The organism is Dyadobacter sp. SG02 (assembly GCF_900109045.1).
Lineage (GTDB): Bacteria > Bacteroidota > Bacteroidia > Cytophagales > Spirosomataceae > Dyadobacter.
In genome coordinates, this window is record NZ_FNYL01000014.1 from 213,402 (window position 1) to 231,798 (window position 18,397).

General features: G+C 50.8%; 18 protein-coding genes. 11 read left to right on the forward strand and 7 right to left on the reverse strand.

Features of this window, described 5'->3' with window-relative positions; genetic code table 11:
* The first annotated feature begins 19 nt into the window (after positions 1 to 19).
* Positions 20 to 1,342, forward strand: coding sequence for a porin (locus BMW93_RS27925; RefSeq protein ID WP_229240882.1), 1,323 nt, complete (start codon positions 20 to 22; stop codon positions 1,340 to 1,342).
* Here BMW93_RS27925 and BMW93_RS35970 read toward each other — a convergent pair.
* Entirely contained in the window at positions 1,339 to 1,572 is a 234-nt protein-coding gene (locus tag BMW93_RS35970; RefSeq protein ID WP_229240883.1) for a hypothetical protein, read from the reverse strand. The two genes, BMW93_RS27925 and BMW93_RS35970, sit on opposite strands and share 4 nt — an antisense overlap.
* A 23-nt stretch (positions 1,573 to 1,595) precedes the next feature.
* The gene (locus BMW93_RS35975) at positions 1,596 to 1,793 is read right to left on the reverse strand and encodes a hypothetical protein (protein WP_229240885.1); all 198 of its coding nucleotides are present in this window, start codon (positions 1,791 to 1,793) and stop codon (positions 1,596 to 1,598) included.
* Between the two features lie 127 nt (positions 1,794 to 1,920).
* Here BMW93_RS35975 and BMW93_RS27935 point away from each other — a divergent pair, with 127 nt between their 5' ends.
* Positions 1,921 to 2,367, forward strand: coding sequence for an SRPBCC domain-containing protein (locus BMW93_RS27935; protein WP_090384238.1), 447 nt, complete (start codon positions 1,921 to 1,923; stop codon positions 2,365 to 2,367).
* Positions 2,368 to 2,419: 52 nt separating this feature from the next.
* Here the strand turns inward: BMW93_RS27935 and BMW93_RS27940 are convergent, their stop codons facing one another.
* Positions 2,420 to 4,537 (reverse strand): Tex family protein, encoded by a 2,118-nt coding sequence (locus BMW93_RS27940; RefSeq protein WP_090384240.1) that lies wholly within the window; start codon positions 4,535 to 4,537, stop codon positions 2,420 to 2,422.
* A 179-nt stretch (positions 4,538 to 4,716) separates the two neighbouring features.
* Between BMW93_RS27940 and BMW93_RS27945 the strand changes: the two genes are divergently transcribed.
* The 3 genes from BMW93_RS27945 to BMW93_RS27955 all read left to right on the forward strand — a co-directional run bounded on the left by BMW93_RS27945 (position 4,717) and on the right by BMW93_RS27955 (position 7,077).
* Positions 4,717 to 5,517: a ThuA domain-containing protein gene (locus tag BMW93_RS27945; RefSeq protein WP_409013123.1), complete on the forward strand. Its 801-nt coding sequence runs from the start codon at positions 4,717 to 4,719 to the stop codon at positions 5,515 to 5,517.
* 6 nt (positions 5,518 to 5,523) lie between these two features.
* Complete coding sequence (locus tag BMW93_RS27950; RefSeq protein WP_090384246.1) at positions 5,524 to 6,429, forward strand: AraC family transcriptional regulator; 906 nt, start codon at positions 5,524 to 5,526, stop codon at positions 6,427 to 6,429.
* A gap of 195 nt (positions 6,430 to 6,624) precedes the next feature.
* Positions 6,625 to 7,077, forward strand: a complete 453-nt coding sequence (locus BMW93_RS27955; RefSeq protein WP_090384248.1) for an SRPBCC domain-containing protein — start codon at positions 6,625 to 6,627, stop codon at positions 7,075 to 7,077.
* 95 nt (positions 7,078 to 7,172) lie between these two features.
* Here the strand turns inward: BMW93_RS27955 and BMW93_RS27960 are convergent, their stop codons facing one another.
* The 3 genes from BMW93_RS27960 to BMW93_RS27970 form a co-directional block, all read right to left on the reverse strand.
* Positions 7,173 to 7,403: a hypothetical protein gene (locus BMW93_RS27960; RefSeq protein WP_090384251.1), complete on the reverse strand. Its 231-nt coding sequence runs from the start codon at positions 7,401 to 7,403 to the stop codon at positions 7,173 to 7,175.
* A gap of 144 nt (positions 7,404 to 7,547) precedes the next feature.
* Positions 7,548 to 8,774: an RsmB/NOP family class I SAM-dependent RNA methyltransferase gene (locus BMW93_RS27965; RefSeq protein WP_090384253.1), complete on the reverse strand. Its 1,227-nt coding sequence runs from the start codon at positions 8,772 to 8,774 to the stop codon at positions 7,548 to 7,550.
* Between the two features lie 77 nt (positions 8,775 to 8,851).
* Positions 8,852 to 10,081 (reverse strand): GAF domain-containing sensor histidine kinase, encoded by a 1,230-nt coding sequence (locus tag BMW93_RS27970; RefSeq protein WP_090384256.1) that lies wholly within the window; start codon positions 10,079 to 10,081, stop codon positions 8,852 to 8,854.
* A 459-nt stretch (positions 10,082 to 10,540) separates the two neighbouring features.
* Between BMW93_RS27970 and BMW93_RS27980 the strand changes: the two genes are divergently transcribed.
* The 6 genes from BMW93_RS27980 (at position 10,541) to BMW93_RS28005 (ending at position 15,723) form a co-directional block, all read left to right on the forward strand.
* Positions 10,541 to 11,035 carry a DUF2147 domain-containing protein gene (locus tag BMW93_RS27980; RefSeq protein WP_229240887.1) on the forward strand — a complete coding sequence of 165 codons (495 nt, stop codon included), beginning with the start codon at positions 10,541 to 10,543 and terminating at the stop codon, positions 11,033 to 11,035.
* Between the two features lie 114 nt (positions 11,036 to 11,149).
* Positions 11,150 to 12,163, forward strand: a complete 1,014-nt coding sequence (locus BMW93_RS27985; RefSeq protein ID WP_090384261.1) for an LLM class flavin-dependent oxidoreductase — start codon at positions 11,150 to 11,152, stop codon at positions 12,161 to 12,163.
* Between the two features lie 36 nt (positions 12,164 to 12,199).
* On the forward strand, positions 12,200 to 13,147 hold the full coding sequence (locus BMW93_RS27990; protein WP_090384266.1) for a YafY family protein: 948 nt from the start codon (positions 12,200 to 12,202) through the stop codon (positions 13,145 to 13,147).
* 68 nt (positions 13,148 to 13,215) lie between these two features.
* A complete protein-coding gene (locus tag BMW93_RS27995) occupies positions 13,216 to 13,740 on the forward strand; it encodes a DinB family protein (protein WP_177194226.1) in 525 nt (174 codons plus the stop codon).
* Between the two features lie 48 nt (positions 13,741 to 13,788).
* The gene (locus BMW93_RS28000) at positions 13,789 to 14,319 is read left to right on the forward strand and encodes an NADPH-dependent FMN reductase (protein ID WP_177194227.1); all 531 of its coding nucleotides are present in this window, start codon (positions 13,789 to 13,791) and stop codon (positions 14,317 to 14,319) included.
* A 117-nt stretch (positions 14,320 to 14,436) separates the two neighbouring features.
* The gene (locus tag BMW93_RS28005; RefSeq protein WP_090384274.1) at positions 14,437 to 15,723 is read left to right on the forward strand and encodes an O-acetylhomoserine aminocarboxypropyltransferase/cysteine synthase family protein; all 1,287 of its coding nucleotides are present in this window, start codon (positions 14,437 to 14,439) and stop codon (positions 15,721 to 15,723) included.
* Between the two features lie 381 nt (positions 15,724 to 16,104).
* Here the strand turns inward: BMW93_RS28005 and BMW93_RS28010 are convergent, their stop codons facing one another.
* Entirely contained in the window at positions 16,105 to 18,249 is a 2,145-nt protein-coding gene (locus BMW93_RS28010) for a S9 family peptidase (protein WP_090384276.1), read from the reverse strand.
* Positions 18,250 to 18,397: the final 148 nt, after the last annotated feature.

Below are 18,397 nucleotides of genomic sequence, written 5' to 3' on the forward strand. Positions count from 1 at the left end.
CCACCAATTATTTAACCTGATGAAGTTCCGTGTTGCCGGCCTATTATTACTTTTTATACTTTTAAGCCATTCAGACCTTTTTGCCCAGCGCTTCCTTATGGACCTTGTGGATACCACAAACCAGATGGGAAAAGGTATGCTTTCCATTTACGAGCGTTATAACCGCGTGAGAATCAGCGGCTACATTCAACCGCAATTCCAGATCATTTCCAAAGAAGGTGCCGAGACTTACGCAGGCGGCAATTTCTCCGGCCTTTCCAATAACCGTTTTATGCTCCGGCGCGGGCGCTTACGTGTGGACTACGCGCACCTGAACAAAAACGACGATCCGACTTCCTACTTCGTATTCCAGTTCGACGGTACCGAGCGAGGCGTGGCCATCCGCGACTTTTGGGGCCGGTTTTACGAAAACAAGTTCAAGATTTTCGCATTGACGACCGGGATGTTCGCGCGGCCGTTCGGGCATGAGGTAAACCTTTCATCGGCCAACCGCGAAACGCCCGAGCGCGGGCGCATGTCGCAGATCCTGATGAAAACCGAACGCGACATCGGTGTAATGCTTACCGTTACCAGCCGCAAAACACAGGAGTGGCACCAGAAACTTAAATTCGACGTGGGGGTTTTCAACGGCCAGGGAATGTCGGGGCCGATGGATTACGACAGCCATAAAGATGTGATCAGCAGGTTCAGCCTCAAACCCACCAAAATCCGCAGACTGGGCAATGCCACATTGGGCGCGGCCATATCAGGCTATGCGGGCGGCATTGTGAGTCAATCCGACATCCTTTATAAAACAGAACATCGCGGCGGAGAATACCAGGCTGTGCGTGACTCTTCGGCGGCGAACCTGCACAAAACAAGGCCACGCAACTACGCAGGCGCGGATTTCCAGCTGTCGTTTCCCAACCGCAAGGGCGAAACCGAGTTCCGGGCGGAATACATTAAAGGTCAGCAAACGGCCACTTTCGGCACGAGCGAAACGCCCGGCACTTACCCGGTTAACAATGGCGTCAAAGATCCGCTTTACAGCCGCAGTTTCGACGGTGCCTATTTCTATTTCCTGCAACACCTCGGCAGCCTCGATCACCAGTTTGTGATGAAATACGACTGGTACGACCCGAATACGAAAGTTTCCGGCAAGCAAATCTCGGCTGATAACGGGTTCGGCAAGGCCGACCTTCGTTACAACACCCTGGGTATGGGGTATGTTTATATGGCCAACGAGTCGCTAAAATTCGTATTCTATTATGAATTCGTGCGAAACGAGAACTCGGCGCTGGCGGGTTACGAAAGCGACGTGTCCGACGATGTTTTCACGGCCCGCGTCCAGTACAACTTCTAAGTCCCGAAACGTTCGCCAATAACTTTCCTGCGGTAGGCAAAAATCGAATTAACCTCCCGGTTCACGATCATCCGGTCTACCACATTCCCCAGAAAGCCAAACGGCACTTTATAATGCAGGATATCTTCCATCAGTACCCCGCCGTTTTGCTCGGCAAAGTGGTGCTGGTGGTGCCAGAATGCGTATGGACCGAAGCGCTGCTCATCTATAAAATATTGTCTGTCAACCACATGTGTAATTTCAGTACACCATTTCAGCGGTATACCGAATAGTGGTTCACAACATACCGGATAAGCTGCCCGGCGTACATCTTATCGCCGTGCCGGGACGACGTTACCACGAACCCCATGTGTTCGGGGGTGATTTCCTTCAAATTGGAAGGGTTGGAAAAGAAAGTCCAGGCTTCGTCCAGACTGATGGGTAACCATTGTTGGAAATATAGCTCTCGCATGTCAACTCATTTGGATTAATATACGTTCATCGTGTAACCTGCGATTAAAATCCGCTACACACACTCGTCGCCGGCCATTCCTGGCATAGTTTTCTCAGCATTTTTCATAGTACTAACTCCGAATAATATGAACAGAAAACAGCTTGCAACCACAACCATTTCTATCCATGCAAGCCCTTCTGCGGTTTGGAAGGCATTGGTAGAGCCTGAACTCGTCAAAAAGTATTTCCACGGCACCGAAATGCGCTCTGATTTCGAAATCGGAAGTCCGATTACCTTCGAAGGTGAATGGCAGGGCCAGCACTATGTCGATAAAGGTGAAATCCTGAGGATCACGCCAGAACGTGAACTTAGCTATTCCTTCTGGAGTCCGCTGTCGGGCACTGAGGATTTTGAGGATAATTATACGCATGTGACCTTCCATCTATCCGATTACCACGAACATACGACGCTCGTTGTTACGCAGGACAACCTCGAAGATGATGAAGCCGTCGTGAAAGCGGAGGGCAACTGGATGAACGTGCTGCACGATCTGAAAAGGGTTGTGGAGGAGGAAAGGCTGCACGTCCTTTAATGTATTCCAAATACAAAACCCGTTCCGCCGGACGGAACGGGTTTTGTACTTTTCATAGTTTCATCGATAATGCGATGCGCTTCCGGGAGAGGTCAACTTCCGTCACTTTCACGGTAACGTGTTGCTGTAACTTTACCACTTCGTTCGGGTCCTTCACAAATTTGTCGGCCATTTGCGAAACGTGGACGAGGCCGTCCTGCTTCACGCCGACGTCGACGAACGCCCCGAATGCGGTGATGTTCGTCACGATCCCCGGGAGTATCATACCGACTTTCAAATCTTCCGGCTTCCGTACCGAGCTATCGAACTCGAACTTTTTCATCTCCGCACGCGGGTCGCGCGAAGGTTTTTCAAGCTCGGCCAGAATGTCTTTCAAAGTCGGCAAGCCAACTGAGGCCGAAACGTACTTTTCAATTTTGATCTGCCTTCTCAAATCAGGTTTTTGCATCAGATCTTTGACCGTAGCGCCTGCATCCTTCGCCATTTGCTCCACCAAATCGTAACGCTCCGGGTGTACGGCACTGTTATCCAATGGGTTAACCCCGCTTTCAATGCGCAAAAAGCCGGCAGCCTGTTCGAATGCCTTCGCCCCAAGGCGCGGAACTTTCAATAATTGCTGCCTCGATTTGAAATTCCCGTTTTTAGCCCGAAAATCCACGATATTTTGCGCCAAAGCCGGTCCAAGGCCCGATACATACCGCAACAAATGCTTGCTCGACGTGTTGAGATTTACGCCTACGGAATTCACGCAGCTTTCCACGACTACGTCCAAAGCATTTCGCAATGAATTCTGGTCTACATCGTGCTGATATTGCCCCACGCCGATCGACTTCGGATCGATTTTCACAAGTTCGGCCAGCGGGTCCATCAGCCGGCGGCCGATCGATATTGAACCACGAACCGTAACGTCCTTATCCGGAAACTCCTCGCGCGCGACGTCGGAAGCCGAGTAAATGGACGCGCCTTGCTCGCTCACCATGAACAGTCCAATCTCCGCCGACTGCCCCCAGCCTTCCAGCAGCTTCTTTACAAAATCCTCCGTCTCCCGTCCCGCGGTGCCGTTCCCTACTGCAATCGCTTCTACCTTAAACTTCCGGATCAGCTCGCTCAACCGCGCGCCTGCATCCGATGGCTTATCGAACGGGTAAATGACGTGGTCCGCAACGAGGTTTCCCTGACCGTCGAGCACGACTACTTTACAGCCCGTGCGGTAACCGGGGTCAATGGCGAGCACCGTTTTCTGGCCCAGCGGAGAAGCCAGTAAAAGCTGGCGAAGGTTCTCGGTAAAAACCTGGATCGCGGCAACGTCCGCTTTGCCTTTGGATAAATTGGCAAATTCCGTTTCGATCGACGGCTTCAACAACCGCTTATAGCTGTCGGCAATAGCGATTTCGAGCTGGTCCTTGCACGCTTCCGTGCCAAACATGAACAACCTGTCCAGCTGTTCGAGCGCCGTGTCCTCGTCGGGCGAAATATCGACGCTCAGAATCCCCTCTTCCTCGCCCCTGCGCAATGCTAGCAGCCTGTGCGAAGGTATTTTAGCCAAAGGCTCCGAAAACTCGAAATAATCACGGTATTTGGCGCCTTCTTCCTCTTTTTTCTTCTTGACCTTCGAAGTGATAATGGCGCCCCGCTGGAATGTATACCTCACTTTCGTCCGCGCATCCTGGTTTTCGTTGATCCATTCGGCGATAATATCCCTTGCGCCCTGCAATGCGTCACCCGCATTCGCCACCTGGTCGTTCAGGAATGTCGCCGCCTTGCCTTCCGGATCACGCTCCTTACCCTCGAAAATCAGCTTGGCAAGGGGTTCCAGGCCTTTTTCGATGGCGATAGTCGCGCGGGTTTTTCTTTTTTGTTTATAGGGAAGATAAAGGTCTTCCAGTTCGGTCATGGAAAACACGCCCTCGATCTTCTTTTTAAGCTCGGGTGTGAGTTTGCCTTGCTCTTCGATACTCTTCAAAATAGCCTCCCGGCGCTTCTCGACTTCCTGTTGTTTCTGCCAGGCCTCTTTGACGCTCCCGATCTGGACCTCGTCGAGCCCGCCGGTCGCTTCTTTGCGGTACCGCGCGATAAACGGCACCGTAGCGCCTTCCTCGAATAACGCGATGGTGTTTCTCGCCTGCTTGTCGCTGACGCCCGCCTGTTGTGCAATAAGGGTGTAGTTCATATTTACTAATGGAATTGGAAACGGCAAATAAAGCGGATATTCACGGTTTTCAAAACTAAAATTAGCGGCGGAACGACGTACGCATTTTACCGTTTATATTTGGCACAATTTAATCCTCATACCTAACCCCTTATCAAATGATGTATGCATTCGGAAAGCCGATGGCTGTCCTCTCCGTCATGCTCGGCATGATGTTCTCCGTTTATCCCGCTTTCGCCCAGCAGAAAGCCAAATTCAAAGTAGTCGCCTTTTTTACCGGCAAAAACGACCGGGCGCACATCAGTTTTGTCGGTGAAGCGCACAAGCGATTGCCTGCATTGGGCGAAAAGAATGGTTTTACCTACGATTCGACCAGCAATTGGGACAACCTCAATGCCGAGTTCCTATCGAAATACCAGGTCGTGCTCTTCCTCGATACACGCCCGGAAACGCCGGATCAACGCGCCGCATTTCAGAAGTATATGGAAAACGGTGGCGGCTGGATAGGTTTCCATTTCGCCGCGTTTGCATTGACGCCCTCCGCCTACCCGCAAAACTGGGACTGGTACCACGACCAATTCCTGGGCTCAGGGCAATACAAAAGCAACACCTGGCGCCCTACTTCTGCCATTTTAAAAGTGGAAGATGCTAAAAGCCCTGCTACCAAAGGTTTGGGCAGCACTTTTAAAGCTTCTCCCAACGAATGGTACCGCTGGGAAAAAGATTTAACCCAAAATCCTGATATTCAGATCCTTTTATCGATCGACCCGTCGAGTTTCCCGCTGGGTACCGGGCCGAAGCAGCATGAAATCTGGCATAGCGGCTATTATCCCGTTGCCTGGACCAATAAAAAGTACAAAATGCTTTACATGAATATGGGCCATAACGATATCGATTACGAGAACAAAACCAACAAGGAATTATCGTTTACCTTTGACAACGACGCGCAAAATCAGTTCCTCGTGAACTCGATCCTCTGGCTCGCGAACCGTAAAAAATAATCAGCTATGGAGCAAAGGCAAACCCGCAGTTTCGACAAAGGCCGTATGACCGGCGTTACCTGGCAATGTGACGACATTTTGCTTGGCCATGCCGTGTCGCGCTTTACGGAATTGTCGGGTTTTCATTCCAAAAGCGCCAATACCGACGTGGTACGCATGCATTTCGGGCTGAAAGGCGATTATATGTTTACCTACAACCAGCTCGGAAAGACGTTCGACCTCGTCGGTGGGCATCACAACATCCTATATTCCAGGGAATTTGAGATGACGGTTCAGGCCAAAACGCTTGAAATCGAAACATTCGGCATCCAGTTCCCCAAAGATGTTTTCATCCGGTTCACCCAAAATGCGAGCGATACCCTGAAACGCTTTTCGGAAGCTATCGTTCTGGGCAAGAGCGCGATACTAACCGATAACTGGGGAACGATCGACTCGCCGATTCAACAGGTAATTCAGCAGATTATCCATTGTAAGTATTCCGAAAGCCTGAAAAAACTGTTTCTGCTTTCCAAAAGTATCGAGCTGCTCGTGCTATGCGCGGACGCGTGCGAGGCTTCGGAGCGCAAAACAGAGACATTCATCAAGACCAAAACCGACAAGGAGAAGATCATCGCCGTCCGCGACCTGATCAACGACCGCGTTCATTGCCCGCCCAACCTCTCCGAAATCGCCCATCATGTAGGTTTGAATGAATACAAGCTCAAAAAAGGCTTTAAAGAAACATTCAATAATACCATTTTCGGCTACCTCACCGACCAACGCCTTCAACTCGCAAAGCAATACCTGCTCGACACCCAGCAGACCGCCGCCGAAATATCGACGCAGCTAGGCTACGCCACGCCCCAGCATTTCAACAATGCATTCAAGAAGAAGTTTGGCGTCACTCCCTTTTCGGTTAGAAATAATCCGTAAAACGCAATCGGGGGTGGCGGCGTTGGCGTAATATTGTCGTCCGGGGCTGCTGCGGGACTATCGACTGCCGATCATTGACCATGGAGCCGACCATCGATTTTGTTCTTTCAATGGTCAATGGTCTATGGTCAGCGACAAAGTCGCCCTAAGCAATCGGCGGTCAAAAACAACATCAATCACCAAACAACAAAACAAATGCAAACTCCACTTATCATCCAAAACGAAATCACCATCGATGCGCCGGTGCCCCGCGTGTGGAACGCGCTTGTGAATCCCGAACAGACGAAACAGTATATGTTTGGCTGTGAGGCGCTTTCCGACTGGAATGTAGGCAGCGAGCTGCTCTGGCAAGGCCAGCACGAAGGGAAAGAGATTATCTGGGTCAAAGGCGAAATACTGGACATTCAGCCGGAGAAGTACCTGCGCTACACGACCATCGATCCGCATTCCAACATCGACGATGTTTCCGAAAACTACCTTCAAGTCACCTACGACCTCATTCCCCAAGGTGAAAAGACACTTTTGAAGGTTACCCAGGGAGATTACAGCACCGTCGCTGACGGCGAGCGCCGGTACCAGGATTCCTACAACAACGGCGAGGGCTGGAACCCGATCCTGGTCGAGATCAAGAAGTTGGTCGAAGCGTAATGTCCCGCTTCGTCGAAGCGAGGTACGATACCGCGCTTCGACCGCCCGGCGGCCCGGCGGACCGGTTCAGCGGGACAACTTAACCTCTCTATCACTCAGGGGTTTTGAGACTCTATCTCACCCACTTCGTCCTCATCGGTCGGTTCTGCCGGCTCGTCTTTGTCGATCCTGGAACCGGTATTGACCTCCGGTGCGTCGGTGCCCGGCACGTCGGGTGTGGGGTTCAGCGGGCCGGTTTCCCTCGGTTTTTCCGGGTAGCTTGGTGAGGGCGGCTGGTCGTCGGGCATCTCCGCGACGGGAAATACATATTGACTTTGAAAGTCCATGGTCTCGTTGGTTGATTTCCCGCAATCAGGAAAAAACCATGCCTTCCGGTGCAAAGGATCCGAATATCTTTGGTTCCGCATTCCGATGCAAGCCTTCCTGATTGCCTGGGTCTGGTATTTCGCCGTCCAGCCTGTTTTATAATATTATTTCCGTTCGAGCAGTGCCATGTAAAAGCCGTCGAAACCATCGCGCGCAGGTGATGTGCGGTGTTCTGAAACGAACTTCCAATCGGCTTTGTGGCGCTTTGCGAATGCGCGTACCTGTTCCTCGGACTCCGATGGCAGGACACTGCACGTGGCGTACACCATTTTGCCTCCTTTCTTGACCATTTTGGAATAGTTTTCGAGGATCTGCGCTTGCACTTTGCGGATCTTATCCAGGAACTCCGGTTTGAGCTTCCATTTGCTATCAGGGTTTCTTCTTAAAACCCCCAGTCCCGAGCACGGCACGTCGAGCAGCAAACGGTCGGTAGTTTCCGAAAGGCTTTCGATGATCTTCTCCGAGGTAATGTGCATGGTTGTCAGGTTAGTAACGCCGTTTCGTACCGCCCGGCGTTCGAGTTCCTGCAATTTAAAATGCTCGATATCCATGGAAAGGATCGAACCGGTATTACCCAGCAATGCGGCCAGGTGAAGGCTTTTTCCACCCGCCCCCGCACATGCATCGATCACAGACATGCCCGGGTGTACGTCGAGATAAGGCGCGATGAGCTGCGAACCTGCATCCTGTACTTCAAAAAAGCCATTTTTGAAACTTTCCAGACCCGATACATTCATGCGTTTTTTCAATGCCAGCGCCTCGGGTACGCCGGGGACGGCTTCGGTAATGTCGTATCCAAGCAGCTCGCGCACCGTTACAATATCCGTTTTCAGCGAGTTCACGCGCAAAACCACCGGGGCTGTCCTGTTAAGCGCCGCCAGTTCGGTCGGCCATTGTTCGCCAAGCTCCGATTCCCCGATTTGATCGATCCAATCGGGCACGGATTGTGCGATTTTACGGATTTGTATGCCCTCCTGGTATCGCTCCCGGACATTCTCCAAGTCGATATTTTCAAATTCAGGCCATTCAGGCAAGCTTTCCAGCGCTTCGTGCCCTTCGAGATGTAGCGGCTTGATCAGCTGCCACACACCCGCCAAACGCCAGAAATCCTCGCTATCCACGGCCTTTTCTACCTTTGCCGCGTATTTCACCAACCGCCACCAGCGCACGATCTCGTACACGTTTTCCGCAGTGAAAGCTCTGTCGCGCGCGCCCCATTTCTTATTGGATTTCAGCAGCTGCTCGACGACGCGGTCGGCCTGCCGGTTTTTGATGAAAATATCCTGCAATGCCTCGGCAGTAGCGGCAACAAGTCCTTTATAGAGTTTCAAAATTTAGATTTCCAGGTGAAACAAGAAGACAAAATTGGCGAGGGATCGGCTACAAAACAAAAAGCCCGGCCAATTAGTCAGTAAATGTTCTGTGGAAGATGGATCTCGAAATTGGTACCGATACCCGGCCCGGAGGTAATGCCGATTTTTCCGCCCAGGCTGTCCACAAGGTGTTTTACCAACGCCAGCCCGAAACCAAAGCCCTGTTCGCCCCCCGTACCGTCGGTGGAAGATGCATTGCCCGAGAGGATCGCCTGGATATTCTCCTCGCTGATGCCCACGCCCGTGTCCCTCACCGAAATTTGCAGTACCGGCTTCGCCTGGTCGATCAGCAGGTGCAGATCGACACTCACTTCGCCACCGGCGGGCGTAAACTTCATGGAGTTGGAAATGAGGTTGCCGGTAATTTGCAGCAATTTGCTCTTCGAAAAATGGATATGCTCGGTTAATGGGCTGGTCTGTACCCGAAAACGAATATTCTTGTGTTTGGCCTGCGGTCCGTACAATTTTTCCAGCTTGTCTTTGAAGATCATCAGCGTAAAACCCTGGCCATTGGAGGCGCGCGGACTATCGCCGGCTTTCGTTTTTTCCTTATGCGAGTCCAATATTTCTTCCGCCAGATCGAGGATAGAATTGCCGCTTTTGTGGATCAGGTTAATGAATTCGAGCACTTCGTCCATCCGGTTCTGCTCTCCCTGATCACGGATAATCTGTGCGAGCCCTACGATACCACCCAGGGGCCCGCGTATGTCGTGCGCAACCTTTTTCTGCGTTTGCCCGGCTTCCAGCAGCTTCAATTTCAGGTTTTCCAGCACCTTATGGGTTTTGAGGCGCGAGACAATTTCGTCCGCAATGATTTTCAGGAGCTCTATTTTCTCCGGTTCGAGTGTTTTGCGTTCCTGGTCGAGTACGCATAATGCACCTATCTGCAACCCTTCGCCGGTTTTGAGGGGTATACCGTAATAATATTTCACATTGGGCTCGCCCGTTACGTAGAATTTATCCCTAAACCGCTCGTCCTCAGTCAGATCACCCACCTCAAAGTGATCGGATTCCATAATGGTGTATTGGCAGACCGAATCCTCCCGAAGCATTTGTTCGATATCCAGACCATAGTTTGAAATAGTCCATTGCGTGAGCGAATCGATCAGGTTCACAAGGGAAATGCGCGTTCCCGTAACTTTCGCAGCCAGCTTTGCCAAATCCTGAAATGTGACCTGATGGTCTGAATAGTCCAGGTCCAGATCTGAAAGCGCAAGCAGACGTTCCATTTCGTTGGCAGGGACAGGCGCATTGGAAGTATTCATATACAAGTGCGGTTTATACCCAATTCTACAAACAATTCTGTTAAAAGAGAATTAATTCTATATAAAAACAATACCGAGAACGGCCTCTGCCGATCGGCGATAATCGAAAAATTTACCAACGGATACAAATTCAAATGCGGAATAACTTTTGCAGGAATGAATGCGGAACGAGCCCCGGTCACGAGCCAGGTCGTACCGGTAGTGTTGCAGCGGCGATGGCCATCTTGGAATAATTCTGTTTCGATATTGAAGGAAGTGTCGTATATTGTCACACCAACTATCGAATCGAATTGCATTTTATCAGGCAACGGTGTTGTGAACAAATCGGTTAACAGTGTTAATAGACAGATCTATCATCGTTAAATAAAAAACCATTGATAGGAATATTCATTTTTGATGAAATATAGCAATTCCGGATTTCGCAACACTTAACAGAGTAAAATTTCCGGAATTTTAAAGTTGCATATTTTTAAGACCCTCAAAACGAAACAGATCAACCCGACGGACGTCATCAGAATGTATAAAATACTTTTTACTATATTTCTTTTCGTGAGTTTCAACCCTGCCGGGTCACAAATTATCGTAGCAGACAAGGTAATCGGCGAGTGGATCAATGAAGAAAAAGATACCCGTATCGAGATTTACAAAAACGGGGAAGAATACTTCGGTCGCCTCCTATGGGCCGAAGACCTTTTCGAGGCCGATGGAAAAACTTCCCGGAAAGATGTCCGGAACTCCGATGAAAAGCTTCGCGGACGAAACCTGCTCCACGTAAACCTGCTAAACAACTTCGTCTTTAGCGAAGACGTTTGGGATGACGGGAAAATGTACGACCCCAGGAGCGGCAAGACCTACAACTGCCTCATTAAACTCCGCAAGGAAAAACTCGAAGTACGCAGTTACGTCGGCATCCCGCTGCTCGGCCGGAGCACCTATTGGGACCGCGTACCCTGACCTCCCCCACCCTGCCTGCGAACGTTACTATCCCCGCAGAAAGGACATTTCTACCCGGCTAGGCGAATAGAAACGGCCCGGGCCGTGTTATGCTTCAAATCACGCATCGAACGTATGAAGCATTTCAAACTGGGCATTCTCGACCAATCCGTTGTAAGGCACGGATCCAGCGTACGGGAAGCCATTCAGGAAACCATAGCCACCGCTAAGCTGGCCGAAGAACTCGGTTACAGCCGCTTTTGGATTTCAGAACACCATAATTCCACCTTTATAGCAGGCTCCGCGCCGGAAGTGCTGATGGTCAAACTGGCCGACGTAACGAGCCAGATCCGCGTCGGCTCCGGAGGCATTATGCTGCCCAACCACAGCGCGTTGAAAGTAGCGGAGAACTTCCGCATGCTCGAAACACTGTACCCCGGCCGAATCGACCTCGGCATGGGCCGCGCACCCGGCACCGACCGCATTACCTCTTCGCTCCTGAACCCTTCCAATGATTTCAGCGAAAGCAGCTACCTGCGCCAGCTCGAACATTTGCAGCATTTTTTCAGGGATACGGCCGGTACGGATCGCGGGTTTATCTACGCCTCGCCGCAATCGCCCACCATCCCGGAGCAATGGATACTGAGTTCAAGCGGCGGCAGCAGCAATATCGCCGCACGTTTTGGCATGGGCCTGGCGGTAGCCAAATTCATCAACGGCTTTGTAAAACCGGATGTAGTTGAGGAATACAAGCGCAATTTCCGCCCGTCCGACCAGCTCGAAAAACCCAAAGTGATCATTTCCGCCTTCACATTATGCGGCGAAACGGAAGAAAAAGCGGCAGAAATGCGCAAGATGATGGACTACGTGCTGGTGGAGTTCGAGCGTGGTAAATTCGGACCGTTCCCGGACCCCGAAGTTGTCCGGAAATACCAGTTCAATTTCGGCGAGCTCGACCGGATCAGGTACAACAGCGGCCGGATCGTATCGGGCACGCCCGAATCGGTGAAAGAGCAGCTGACGAAGCTGGCAACCGATTTCGAAGCGGACGAGATAATGGTATCGACCATGGCGGATACTTTTGAAAACCGTATCAAATCCTTTCAATTGATTTCGGAGGCATTTAATTTGAGAGAACCGGTTCTTTAAACTTACTTTGTGCCGGACATTCCTTCACCGACACCCATGAACCGTTTCGACCGCATTACAGCCATCCTGATACAGCTTCAATCCCGCAAAATTGTCAAAGCCCAGGACCTGGCCGAGCGCTTCGAGATCAGTCTGAGGACCGTGTACCGCGATATCAATTCGCTCGCGGAAGCGGGCGTACCCATTATAGGCGAGGCAGGTGTGGGCTATTCCATTATGGATGGTTACCGCCTGCCTCCCGTTATGTTTACGAAGGAAGAAGCACGTACATTCATTACCGCTGAGAAACTCATGGAGAAATTCACTGATTTTTCGACGCAGTCGCATTATCAGGCGGCGATGTACAAGATCAAAGCCGTGCTGAGAAGTACCGAAAAATCGATGGTGGAAAACCTGGAAAACCACATCGAAGTCCGCAGCCGTCCGCGGGCATTTCACCAGCCCAACAGCAACACGCTCGATATTCTCCTCAAAAGCATTTCCGAACGGAAAATTGCCAAAATCCTCTACGTCGCTTTAAGTGCCGCGGAGCCCGGCGAGCGTGTCGTAGAGCCCGTGGGCATTTACCATGAGAACAATTACTGGTATACGATCGCTTTCTGCCACCTGCGCAACGACTACCGCAATTTCCGCTCGGACCGCATTCTCCAATGTGACATCACGGACCGACCGTTCGAGCATCAGCATGCTCCGCTGAAAGATTTCATGCACGATAGCTGGGAAAACGAAAACATGCGCCTCGTGCGCATACGTGTGGAGAAGCGCGTGGCGCGCTACATACGCGAGGAACGGAACTCCTACGGATTTGCTTCGGAAGTGGTAAAAGACGATTATGTAGAAATGACCTACCTCAGCCCGTCGCTCGAAGGCTTCGCGCGCTGGTACATGATGGTCGCGCCGGAGGCGTGCATTCTCGAACCCGAAGCGCTGAAAACGATCGTCCGGCAGCTTTCCGAAAAAATTCTGGAAAATCTGAGCCACTGACAATCGCTACTGACACAGGGCTGTCACAAGCATCTGTTTTCTTTGTAATGCACTTAAACAAAGAAGCTATGTCAGCCACAATTGAAATTCCGACCGCAGAAAAAAGTTTGGCTTATGCGATGAAAAATTTCGCAGATTACAACCATTGGGCCAACTGCACATTGGTGAACTGGTTGCGAACAAAACCGGTTGAAATCCTCGAAACGGAGCTAAAATCGAGCTTTACCACGATCCGGCTGACGCTCATCCACATCCTCGAAACACAGCGTTACTGGCTCTCGGTTATTAACCCGGGAAGCAATTACAGCGGCCAGGATTTCGATGGAGACCTCGACTCGACATTTGATACGCTTATGGCGCAATCTCAGGAGCTTGCGGAATACGTTGAAAGCCTTTCGACCGAGCAGATTCAAAGCGAGACGCTCGTGGAAAGCCAGTGGTTCCAATGCAACTTCCCCAACTTCGAATACATCATGCACGTCGTGAACCATACCACCTACCACCGTGGGCAAGTCATTACGATGGGCCGGAACCTGGGCTTCACCGACGCGCCGATGACCGATTACAATTTTTATAATGTCATGGCTAAATAAATTGGGAGCAACGGAAACCCGCAAGCCCCGGTTTTTGTAATGCTGGTTATGAAACGCATTCACATTCTGGGAATCTCGGGCAGCCTGCGCGCCGATTCGACCAATACCATCATCCTAAAAACCTTGGGAAGCCTTTTGCCTTCCGACATCACTTTTGAAATTTTCGAAGGCCTGGACGAAATCCCGCATTTCGGTCCAGGCCTTTTAGATACAGAAACGGTGGCACGGCTTAAGACCGCCATCGCGCAAGCCGACGCCATTGTGATATGCACGCCCGAGTATGCATTCGGCGTCCCGGGCACACTCAAAAATGCCCTGGACTGGACCGTCGGTACCGGCGACCTGAACGACAAACCCGTGTCGGCTATCAGCGCTTCTCCGCTCAATTCCGGTGGTAACAATGCGCTGGCGTCGCTATTGCTTACATTGACTGCGCTGGGTACTAAAAAGAATGAAGCCTCTGCCCTCTCCATTCCCAATGTGAAAGGGAAGATCGCGGACGGACGTGTGGCCGACGCGCACACGCTCAATGAGCTCAGGCTGCAATGCGCCAACCTGCTCGGATTGATCGACGGCTAGTCTATCCTTATCAAAATCCAATTTATTATCCGGCAAGCAAAAGACTACAAATTTCGTAGAGTAATATCATTTAGTTTGATACATTTGGGCTTTATCCACCTTAAACGTTCTAACCAAATGAAATTTGAAACCTTGCAGCTTCATGCCGGACAACAGCCCGACCCTGTTACCAATTCACGGGCCGTGCCTTTGTACCAAACTACCTCCTACGTTTTCAACAACGCCGAGCATGCCGCTAACCTGTTCGCATTGAAGGAATTCGGCAATATATATTCCCGCATCATGAACCCTACCAACGACGTTTTCGAGAAACGCGTGGCGGCATTGGAAGGCGGTGTAGCTGCGTTGGCGACGGGTTCAGGACACTCGGCGCAGTTTCTGGCGATCAATAATATCACCACGGTCGGCGACAACTTCGTGACCACGTCGTTCCTGTACGGCGGCTCCTATAACCAGTTTAAAAATTCATTCAAAAACATCGGCGTGGAAGCGCGCTTTGCCGACGGCGACGATGTGAGCAGCTTCGAAAAGCTGATCGACGACAAAACCAAGTTCATTTACCTCGAAACGATCGGTAACCCGAGCTATTCCGTGCCCGATTTTGAGGCATTCTCGGCACTTGCGAAGAAATACGATCTGCCGTTGATCGTCGATAACACGTTCGGTGCGGCAGGTGCCATTTTCCAGCCTATCAAGCATGGGGCGCACGTAGTGGTACAGTCGGCCACGAAATGGATCGGCGGGCATGGTACTTCCATTGGCGGGGTGATTGTCGACGCAGGTACTTACAACTGGGGCAACGGCAAGTTCCCGCAGTTTACGGAGCCTTCGCCCAGCTACCACGGACTCGTTCTGAACGACGTTTTCGGCATTGGCGGGCCGTTCGGTAACATCCAGTTCATCATCCGCGCCCGTGTGGAAGGCCTGCGCGACTGGGGGCCGTCGCTCTCTCCATTCAACTCGTTCCTGTTCCTGCAAGGGCTCGAAACGCTGTCGCTACGCGTAGAACGCATTGCCGAAAACGCATTGAAACTCGCGCAATGGCTTGAAAAACACCCGAAAGTGGAGAGTGTGAACTACATCGGCCTGGAAGGAAACAAATACCACCAGCTGGCCAAAAAATACCTTACACGCGGTTTTGGAGGGGTATTGTCCTTCACGCTCAAAGGCGACAAGAAAACCGCCGAGCAATTTGTAGATAACCTGAAACTGATCAGCAACCTCGCCAACGTAGGCGACGCCAAAACGCTCATCATTCACCCGGCGTCCACCACGCACTCACAACTATCTGAGGAAGAGCAGATTTCAGCAGGCGTACTACCCACCCAGCTCCGCATTTCGACCGGTATCGAACATATCGACGATATCATCGCGGATGTTGAGCAGGCGATTGCGACGCTTTGATTTGGAATGCGTGAATGAGTGAATGAGTGAATGACTGAATGAGTGAATGACTGAATGATTGAATGACTGAATGATTGAATGACTGAATGACTGAATGACTGAATGACTGAATAAATCGCGTAGCGATGTAATATTGGTAGGAATCAAGATATTATGTGTTTTCGCAAAATCCCGTCAGGGATGTAACAACAATGCATCGTTATCACCAGCGCCGTATTTGTTGTTACATGCCCAAGGGCATTTCAATAAACCGCAAAACCACATTTTGCTACCAATGTCATATGCCTAACGGCATTCCCTGTACGTGGGCTACGCATTCACTCATTCACTCATTCAATCATTCAATCATTCAATCATTCAATCATTCACCCATTCACCCATTCACTCATTAATCCCCTCCAACGCGAACATAAACGCGAACTGCAACGCGATTTCTTTCAAATAATCAAACCGTCCCGAGGCGCCGCCGTGGCCGGCTTCCATATTCGTTTTCAATAGCAGCACGTTCTGGTCGGTTTTGTGCGTTCTCAGGCGCGCTACCCATTTGGCGGGTTCGAAATATTGCACCTGGCTGTCGTGCAAGCCGGTGGTAATCAGCATGTTCGGATATGCTTTCTTCTCCACGTTATCGTAAGGCGAATACGACTTCATGTAGTCGTAGGAATCCTTATTCATAGGGTTTCCCCATTCATCGAACTCGTTGGTTGTCAATGGAATGCTTTCGTCCAGCATGGTCGTTACCACATCTACGAACGGCACGTCGGCGATGATCCCGCGCCATAGCTCGGGACGCATATTGCTGATCGCACCCATGAGCAGGCCACCTGCGCTACCGCCTTCGGCGAACAAATGCTCCGGCGAGGTCAATTTTTCCTTGATCAAGAAGTCGGCGCAGTCGATGAAATCGTTGAATGTGTTCTTTTTCTTGAACATCTTACCGTCTTCGTACCATTGCCGGCCCATTTCCTGACCGCCTCGTATGTGTGCGAGCGCGTATATGAACCCGCGGTTGAGCAGGCTCAGGCGCGTGCTGCTGAATGCGGCGTCCATACTATTGCCGTATGAGCCGTATGCATAAAGTAAAAGCGGCGTTTCGGAGCTTTTGGGCGTTCCTTTTTTATAAACCACCGAGATCGGGACCTTCACGCCATCGCGTACGGTCGCGTACAAACGTTCTGTCACATATTCCTCGGGATTGTAGCCGCCCACCACTTCCTGGCGCTTTTTGAGCTCCTTGTCGCGGCTTTCCATATTGTAATCATACACCGAGCTCGGCGTGGTGAGCGAAGTGTAAATGTACCGCAGGTTCGAACTGTTATATTCCGGGTTAGAGCCGGCGTAGGCGGTGTACGCAGGCTCGCCGAAATCCACATAATGCTCGGCATTGGTATTGATATTGCGGATACGCAGTTGTAACAGGCCGTTCTTACGCTCCGTAATCACCAAATGGTCCTTAAACACATCGATGCCTTCGAGCAGTACATCGGCGCGGTTAGGGATCACCTCCTTCCAGTTTTCGACGCCAGTTGCATTGACCGGCGTTTCCATCAGTCTGAAATTCAATGCATCCTTGTTGGTCACAATCAGGAACTTATCACCCTGATGATCAACATCATACAACACGTCCTTCATCCGAGGCTGGAACACTTCGAACGTGCCTTCCGGCTTGTCCGCATCGAGGATCAGGTATTCCGACGACATCGTGGCCGACGACGCGATCACGATGTATTTATCCGATTTCGTCTTCCCTACCCCTATATAATTGCTCCTGTCCTTTTCATTGTAAACGACCACATCCTTTTTCGAATCGGTCCCGAGCGTGTGGCGTTTGATCTTCTCGCTCAGCAGCGTTTTCGGATTGGTAGCCGTGTAAAACAGCGTTTTGTTATCATTTCCCCATTCCGATCCGCCGCTTGCGGGGTAAATCTGGTCGGCGAAATGCTCGCCCGTTTCGAGGTTTTTGATGTAAAGGGTGTATTGCCGTCTTGAAACAGTATCCACGCCGTACGCCAGCAGCTTGTTATCCGGACTTACATTGAAACCCGCCGCAGAATAATACGGATGACCTTCCGCCATTTTATCGATGTCGAGCAGGATCTCTTCCGCTGCTTCGAGTGAACCCTTTTTGCGGCAATATTTAAAATACTGCTCCCCTTCCTCGCTCCGGGTGTAGTACCAGTACCCGTTGCTGAACACCGGCACCGACTCGTCCTTCTCTTTGATCCTCCCCTTCATTTCCGAGAACAGCGCCTCCTGGAACTTCGCTGTGCCGGCCATCATCGTATCGGTGTAGGCATTCTCGGCATTCAGGTATTCCACGACTTTGTCGCTGTCGGGGCCTTCCCGGAAGAAATCACCCATCCAGTAGTATTCATCATTGCGCTTGTCGCCATGCATTCCGGTTCCATGGTCTTTCCTTTCTGCTACGGGAGGTGTGGCTCCCGGCCATTCATATGCTTGTTTCACGGGTTTATTTTGGTTACACGAAAAAGAGACAACAGCTAAAAGTAAGCAAATAATTCTCATATACAGGATTGAGCTGTTCGTGACTGGTTATCAATGAATTAAGTCATTAGTCAAGAGGTCATCTATTGTTATTAGTATAATACTTTTAATATGATAATATTTATTATAAGTAGATAACTTTCAGTTATTTCTATACATATCTGTGTCA